The organism is Pseudomonas morbosilactucae (assembly GCF_023241665.1).
In the GTDB taxonomy this organism is placed as follows: domain Bacteria; phylum Pseudomonadota; class Gammaproteobacteria; order Pseudomonadales; family Pseudomonadaceae; genus Aquipseudomonas; species Aquipseudomonas morbosilactucae.
Map to the genome: position 1 here is coordinate 1 of NZ_JALQCX010000096.1, position 6,763 is coordinate 6,763.

Genomic DNA, 6,763 nt, shown 5'->3' on the forward strand with positions numbered 1-6,763 from the left:
ATCACCGCTGATCTTCAGGCTCTCATCGCCAGCCAGGGCTTATGCATGTGAATTGCGCGGGTTGGGCCGCACCGGCCCCGAGCGCTGTTCGATCTGCTGTTTCAGGTCGTGGCGCAACCCCAGCAGAAACGCCAACTCCGCCACCACGAACAACGGGCCGACAATCAGCCCCGTCACGTCGTCGACAAACGCCGGTTTGCGCCCTTCGTAGTAATGGCCGACGAACTGGATCACCCAGCCAATCACGAACAGGCCCAGGCCGCTGCCCAGCCAGAGCCCGGTGCTTTGCGCCGCCAGCACCTGCCCGGCCCACACCGACAACCCCATAAGCAGCGTCATCAGCACGCCCAGGCGCCGTTCCAGGCGCAGGTAGAACACCGAGGAGGCCAGGGCCAGCAACAGAGCTGGCGACAGCCACAGGCCCCCCAGTGACCAAGCGGGACGCGACAGCAGCACCGCAACAGCCACCACGATCATCGGGATGCCGATAAAGTGGCTGGCGATATTGCGCGGGTCGCGATGGTAGGCAGCGTATTGACTGAGGTGGTCGACGAGGCTTTTCATTGTTGTTCCTCCTGTAGGGTGTCCGATCATGCCTGGCCCCCGGGGCCGGGTTCTGTCGGCTAGACGACAATCCTTTCGCAGCGTTGAGTGGGCACCACGACTTATGGACATGCAGGCCTGGCGGCAACGCCTGTCGAGCGGTCAATGGTTCAGCCATTTGCCCGTTGAATTACAGAATAGTGTGCTGGGCGCTGCGCGTTTGCGCCGGTTGGCGGCGGGGCAGCTGTTGTTCCGGAGGGGCGACCCGCCCTGTGGTTTGTACGCCGTGCTGGAAGGCGCGATGCGCGTGGGCACGGTCAGTGAGCAAGGCAAGGAAGCCTTGCTGAGCCTGGTGGAAGCGCCCCATTGGTTTGGCGAGATCAGCCTGTTCGATGGCCAGCCACGGACCCACGATGCCTGTGCCGAAGGTCCCTGCACCCTGTTGCATGTGCCCCATAGCGCGCTGCTGGCGCTGCTCGACGAGCAACCGCAGTACTGGCGGCTGTTGGCCTTGCTGATGAGCCACAAACTGCGCCTGGCTTTTATCAACCTCGAACAATTGAGCCTGATGCCAGCCCCGGCGCGGTTGGCCCATCGCTTGCTGGCGATCGCCGCCGGTTATGGCGAGGTCGAGCAGGCGCGGCGGGTGCTGCAACTGCCCCAGGAGCAGTTGGCGCTGATGCTGTCGCTGTCGCGCCAGACCACCAACCAGATCCTCAAGGACCTGCAGCACCAGGGCATACTCCAGCTGGGCTATGGCGAGATCGAAATCCTCGACCCCGCCCGCCTGCGCGCCCTGACACTCTAGGCGCCAGCGCCGCCAAGCCGCTGCCTACGAACCGCGATAGGTCGAGAACCCGTAAGGGCTGAGCAGCAACGGAATGTGGTAGTGCTGCTCGGTCTGCTTGACCTCGAAAATCACCGGGATCTCCGGGAAAAACGTTTCGCGCTTGGCTTGCTTGAAATACTCGCCGGTCTTGAACACCACCCGATACTCGCCGGCGACAAACGCCCGGTCCGCCGGGAACAGTTCGGCAATGCGCCCCTGTTCATTGGTGGTGCCTTGGGCCAGGGTTTTCCAGTCGCTGCCCACGTGCTGTTCCAGGGTGACCTTGACCCCGGGGGACGGCAGGCCGTTCTCCAGGTTCAGTACGTGCACGCTCAACGGGTTGCCGGCCGCCAGGGCCAGGCTCGACAGGCTGAACAGGCCGATGGCGGCCAGGGTGTTACGCAGGGTCTTCATGCTCGTTTCCTCGGGATGGTTGAAGGGGTTTACAGGCTGCTGCGCAGGCCGACCTGTTCGGCGGCCTTGAGGGCGCAGCTTTCGTCTTGTGCGGCGCCGCCAGCCCCGGCGATGCCCAGGGCGCCCACCAGCTCGTTGCCGGCGAACAGCGGCACGCCGCCACCGAGCAACAGCAGCTCCGGCAAGGTGTTGAGGTTGGCCGCTTCCGGGTTGTTGCGGGCGCGCTCGGCGAACAGTCGGGTCGGGGTCTTGGTGGACAGCGCGGTATAGGCTTTGCGCTGGCTGGCCAGGCTGTTGTGCGGGCCGACGCCGTCGCTGCGCAGGGCCAGCAACAGGTTGCCGCCACGGTCGAGCACGGTGAAGGCGGCGCTGCATTGGCTGAGGCCGGCATCGGCCAGCTGACGGGCGGTGTTCAGGTCCAGGTCGGCGTGGCGCGGCAGCTCGGGGGCCGCCAGGGCAGTGCCGGCCAGGGTCAGGCCAAGGCTCAAGACAAGGGGTTTGCAGATCATGGGTGGGGCTCCGAAAACGTAGGCCGGCACCTTAACCAGCGGCCCTCGTCAGAACCTCGTCAGTTGGATTACAAGTTTGTAATGGGCAAGCGCGGCCAACGCGCCTAGCCTGTGCGGATCTATTTAGAGGTGCGCCCATGCGGTTGCTGGTAGTTGAAGACGAGGCCAAGACGGCGAATTTCCTCGCCAAGGGCCTGGGCGAGTCAGGTTTTGCCGTGGATGTGGCCCTCAATGGCCTGGACGGGCGGTATTTCATCGAGCAGCAGGAGTACGACCTGATCATCCTCGACGTGATGCTGCCAGGGCTCAACGGCTGGCAACTGTTGCAACTGGTCCGCCAGCGCGGCGCCACGCCGGTGCTGTTCCTGACCGCCAAGGACGCCATCGAGGACCGGGTGCGCGGCCTGGAGCTGGGCGCCGACGATTACCTGCTCAAACCCTTCGCCTTTGCCGAGTTGTTGGCTCGGGTTCGCACCTTGTTGCGCCGTGGCCCGCTGCGCGAGGCCGAGTCCTACAGCATCGCGGACCTGGAGATCGACGTGCTTCGGCGCCGGGTCAGCCGTGGCGGCCAGCGCATTGCCCTGACCAACAAAGAGTTCGCCCTGCTGCACCTGCTGGCCAGCCGCCAGGGTGAAGTGCTGTCGCGAACCCTGATCGCCTCCCAGGTGTGGAACCTGAATTTCGACAGTGACACCAACATGGTGGAAGTGGCGGTGCGCCGCCTGCGCTCCAAGGTCGATGACCCTTACATGCCCAAGCTGATCCACACCGTGCGCGGCGTCGGCTACCAGCTGGAAGCCCCGGACGATGCGCTCTAAGTCCATCGCCTGGCGCCTGGCCCTGGCGTTCGCCGCCGTCTGCGCTCTGGTGCTGAGCGTGATCGGGGTGTTTCTCTACCGCTCCCTGGCCAGCGAAATTGCCTTTCGCGATGACCTGGCCCTGCTCGGGCGCCTGGAGCAGGTGCGTGCCCTGCTGCAAGACAGCGACAGCCTCGACGCCTTGCAGGCCCGGCCACGGTTGTACCAGAACATGCTCGGCAATCAGGACAGCCTGCTGCGGGTGCAGCGGGCCGACGGTTCGACGGTGATCGACATCAACCCTCGGCACCAACGCCTGCCCGAACTGCGGGCCCTCCCCCGGGAACAGCGGCCGCAGCGCGGCGACATCAGCCTGTGGCCCGGCGCCCAGGGCGTGGCCGTGGCACTGCTGGCCGGGCAAGCCCAGGGGCCCAAGGGCGAGGCGCTGACGGTGGTGGCCGGCAAGGTCTTGAGCGAGCGCGAGCAGATGCTGGCCAGTTATCGCCTGCGCCTGTACCTGGCCGTTGGCCTGGGCGCTTTGCTGGCCTTCGCCTTGGGCCTGTTGCTGCTGCGCCGGGGCTTGCGGCCCCTGCGCCAGCTCAGCGAGTCGGTGCGCGGCATCGACCTGCGCAACCTCGACCGGCGCCTGCAAAGCGCTGGCATTCCCGCAGAATTCCATGAGCCGGTGCAGGCCCTCAACGCCATGCTGGCGCGGCTTGAAGAGAGCTTTCAGCGCCTGTCGCAGTTCTCCGCCGACCTGGCCCACGAGATCCGCACGCCGTTGCACAACTTGCTGGGCAGCAATGGCCTGGCCCTCAGCCAGCCCCGCAGCGAAGCCGAATACCAAGAGGTGCTGGCCTCGAACATGGAAGAGTTCGAACGCCTCAAGCGCATGGCGGAGAACCTCATGTTCCTGGCCCGTGCCGAACAGGCCGAGCGAGCCCTGGACCGGCGCTCGCTGGACCTGGCCGCGGTGGGCGAGGAACTTTGCGACTACTTCGAAGCCCTGGCCGATGACCGTGGGCTGCGCCTGGAAAACACCTTCAGCGGTGAACTGCGGGCCGATCAGCAACTGCTCCAGCGCGCCCTGGGCAACCTGCTGGCCAATGCGGTGCGGCACGCCGACCCGGGCACGGGGATCCGCCTGGTGCGTCGCGACGAGCCGGGAATGTGCTGGCTGCAGGTGCACAACCAGGGCCCGGCCATCGCGCCGGAGCATCTGGGGCGGTTGTTCGATCGCTTCTATCGGGTCGACCCATCGCGGGCCGAACCGGGGGATTCCGGTGGCCTGGGCCTGGCCATCGTGCGCTCGATCATGGAGTTGCACGGCGGCCAGGTACGGGTGTGCAGCGATGCCCGTGGCACGTTGTTCGAACTGGGGTTTGCAATGCCCTGAGGTCGCCCTGGCGGGCGGGTGAACGGCTCAGCGCAAGCCGTCGCGAAACTGCCCCGGGGTCATGCCGGTCCAGCGCTTGAAGGCACGGCTGAAGCTGCTGGCGTCGGCAAAGCCCAGCAGGTAGCTGATCTCGCCCAAAGAACACTGCGGGTCGCGCAGGTGCAGCAGCGCCAGGTTTTCCCGGCACTCGTTGAGCAAGGTGTCAAAGCGGCAGCCTTCATCCGCCAAGTGCCGTTGCAAGCTGCGCAGGCTCAGGTGCAGGGCCTGGGCAATGCGCTCCGCCGACGGTTCGCCTTCCGGCAACTGGGCCTCGATGGCCTCGCGCACCTTGCGCTCCCAGGTCAGGGGCTGGAGTTGGGCCATCGTCCGCTTGAGCACGGTTTCATTGTGTTCGGCCAACTCCGGGTTGGCATCGTCCAGGTGGCTGTCGAAGTCGTGCAGGCCGAACTCCAGGCAGTCCTGGTCCTGGGCAAACCACACCGGTGAACGAAACACCTTGTGCCACGGCGACGGGTCCGCCGGCTCGGGGCGGCGCAAGTACACCGCCAGTGGCGCGTAGTCCCGGCCCAGGCGATTGCGGCAGGTGCGCACATAGATCGCGGCAAACGCATCGATGGCCTCGTAGGCCGGTGTCGGGCAGCCCGCCGGAACCTTGAGGTTGAAGCGGTAGCAGTCCTCGGTGCGGGTCAGTTGCAGTTCCAGGGCGTCGCTGACCACCGGGTGATAACGCACGATGCGCTCGAACACTTCCCGCAGGCTACCGCTGGCCACCAGGGCATAACCCAGGGCATGGAAGGTGGTGGGGCTGACAAAGCGCGAAACCCGTAAACCGAGGGCCGGGTCGCCGCTGGCCTGCACCGCCAGGGCCCACAGGCGGGTGGTGGCCGACAGCGGATAACGGGCGTTGGGGTCGTCCATCCACTGTGGGTCGAGCCCGGCTTCGCGGCACAACGCTTCGCTGTCGAGGCCCAGGGCATCGAGTTGTTTGCGCAAGGCGCGGGTCCAGCTGGCGAGGGAAGTGGGTTCATTCATGCTGATTGGCGCGTCCGGTCAACAGGTTGGCGTTCACGGCTAGCGCCCGGGGCGGGGGCCCAGGGCAGGATGCGAGCATCAATCAGCAGAGGATGGAAGCATGCACGGTACTTCTGCAAGTCCCGAACGGATGAACGCACAGCAACGGGCCGCGTACATTCGTGAAGTGGTGCTGGCCCGTGGCGCGCAACTGCGCCAGCGCTACCCCGTGTTGCGACACCAGGACGCCCTGGGCGCCGGCATCCTGGCCTTCGCCTTGGCCGGCATGCTTGGTTCGGCGACGCTCTATATCACCGGGCACCTGGCCTGGTGGGTCTGCCTGCTGCTCAACGCGTTCTTTGCCTCCCTGACCCACGAGCTGGAACACGACCTGATCCACAGTATGTATTTCCGCAAGCAGCGCCTGCCCCACAACCTGATGCTGGCGCTGGTCTGGCTGGCGCGACCCAGCACCATCAACCCGTGGATCCGCCGCCACCTGCACCTCAACCACCACAAGGTCTCGGGCACCGAGGCCGACATGGAAGAGCGCGCCATTACCAATGGCGAACCCTGGGGTATCGCCCGTCTGCTGATGGTTGGGGACAACATGATGTCGTCGCTGATCCGCACCCTGCGGGCCAAGACCTGGAGGCATCGGCTCAGCATCATCAAGCGCACGTTGCTGGTTTATGCGCCCCTGGCGTTGCTGCACTGGGGCGCGTGGTACGTGTTCCTGGGGTTTCACGCGGCCAATGGCATCGCCGGCCTGCTGGGCGCGCCCATCGAATGGTCGGCCACCACCCTGGCAGTGATGAAGGTCATCGATATCGCTGCCGTGGTGATCATCGCGCCCAATGTGCTGCGCACTTTCTGCCTGCACTTTGTCAGTTCGAACATGCACTACTACGGCGATGTCGAGCTCGGCAACGTGATCCAGCAGACTCAGGTGCTCAACCCCTGGTGGATGTGGCCGTTGCAAGCGTTCTGCTGCAACTTCGGCAGCACCCACGGCATTCACCATTTTGTGGTCAAGGAACCGTTTTACCTCCGCCAGATGACCGCCCCCGTGGCCCACCGGGTGATGGCGCAAATGGGCGTGCGCTTCAACGACTTCGGTACCTTTGCCCGAGCCAACCGCTTCCATCCCAAGCCAAGCGCCCAGGAACAACCCGTGGATGCCCTGCTGGGAGACCTATAGGCCCTGGCTTGCCAGTGATTGCGCCTCTGAGAACGCCGCAAAATCCAAGGGCCTCATCGCCGG

General features: G+C 65.4%; 8 protein-coding genes. 4 read left to right on the forward strand and 4 right to left on the reverse strand.

Annotated elements, in window-relative coordinates:
• Positions 1 to 39: 39 nt before the first annotated feature.
• Entirely contained in the window at positions 40 to 564 is a 525-nt protein-coding gene (locus M1B35_RS31590; protein WP_268264037.1) for an Mpo1 family 2-hydroxy fatty acid dioxygenase, read from the reverse strand.
• 103 nt (positions 565 to 667) lie between these two features.
• Between M1B35_RS31590 and M1B35_RS31595 the strand changes: the two genes are divergently transcribed.
• On the forward strand, positions 668 to 1,351 hold the full coding sequence (locus M1B35_RS31595; RefSeq protein WP_268264038.1) for a Crp/Fnr family transcriptional regulator: 684 nt from the start codon (positions 668 to 670) through the stop codon (positions 1,349 to 1,351).
• 24 nt (positions 1,352 to 1,375) lie between these two features.
• On the opposite strand, the gene uraH is transcribed toward M1B35_RS31595, so the two are convergent.
• A complete protein-coding gene (uraH, locus tag M1B35_RS31600; RefSeq protein WP_123328935.1) occupies positions 1,376 to 1,786 on the reverse strand; it encodes a hydroxyisourate hydrolase in 411 nt (136 codons plus the stop codon).
• A gap of 29 nt (positions 1,787 to 1,815) precedes the next feature.
• A complete protein-coding gene (locus M1B35_RS31605) occupies positions 1,816 to 2,295 on the reverse strand; it encodes a GlcG/HbpS family heme-binding protein (RefSeq protein ID WP_268264039.1) in 480 nt (159 codons plus the stop codon).
• A 137-nt stretch (positions 2,296 to 2,432) separates the two neighbouring features.
• Here M1B35_RS31605 and M1B35_RS31610 point away from each other — a divergent pair, with 137 nt between their 5' ends.
• Both M1B35_RS31610 and M1B35_RS31615 read left to right on the forward strand, forming a co-directional pair.
• Positions 2,433 to 3,113 carry a heavy metal response regulator transcription factor gene (locus M1B35_RS31610; RefSeq protein ID WP_123328939.1) on the forward strand — a complete coding sequence of 227 codons (681 nt, stop codon included), beginning with the start codon at positions 2,433 to 2,435 and terminating at the stop codon, positions 3,111 to 3,113.
• Positions 3,103 to 4,488 (forward strand): heavy metal sensor histidine kinase, encoded by a 1,386-nt coding sequence (locus M1B35_RS31615; RefSeq protein ID WP_268264040.1) that lies wholly within the window; start codon positions 3,103 to 3,105, stop codon positions 4,486 to 4,488. The genes M1B35_RS31610 and M1B35_RS31615 overlap by 11 nt, the downstream gene beginning before the upstream one ends.
• Positions 4,489 to 4,515: 27 nt before the next feature.
• Here M1B35_RS31615 and M1B35_RS31620 read toward each other — a convergent pair whose 3' ends face one another.
• Positions 4,516 to 5,520, reverse strand: coding sequence for an AraC family transcriptional regulator (locus M1B35_RS31620; RefSeq protein ID WP_123328943.1), 1,005 nt, complete (start codon positions 5,518 to 5,520; stop codon positions 4,516 to 4,518).
• Positions 5,521 to 5,620: 100 nt separating this feature from the next.
• Between M1B35_RS31620 and M1B35_RS31625 the strand changes: the two genes are divergently transcribed.
• Positions 5,621 to 6,700 carry a fatty acid desaturase gene (locus tag M1B35_RS31625; RefSeq protein WP_268264041.1) on the forward strand — a complete coding sequence of 360 codons (1,080 nt, stop codon included), beginning with the start codon at positions 5,621 to 5,623 and terminating at the stop codon, positions 6,698 to 6,700.
• The last annotated feature ends 63 nt before the right edge of the window (positions 6,701 to 6,763 follow it).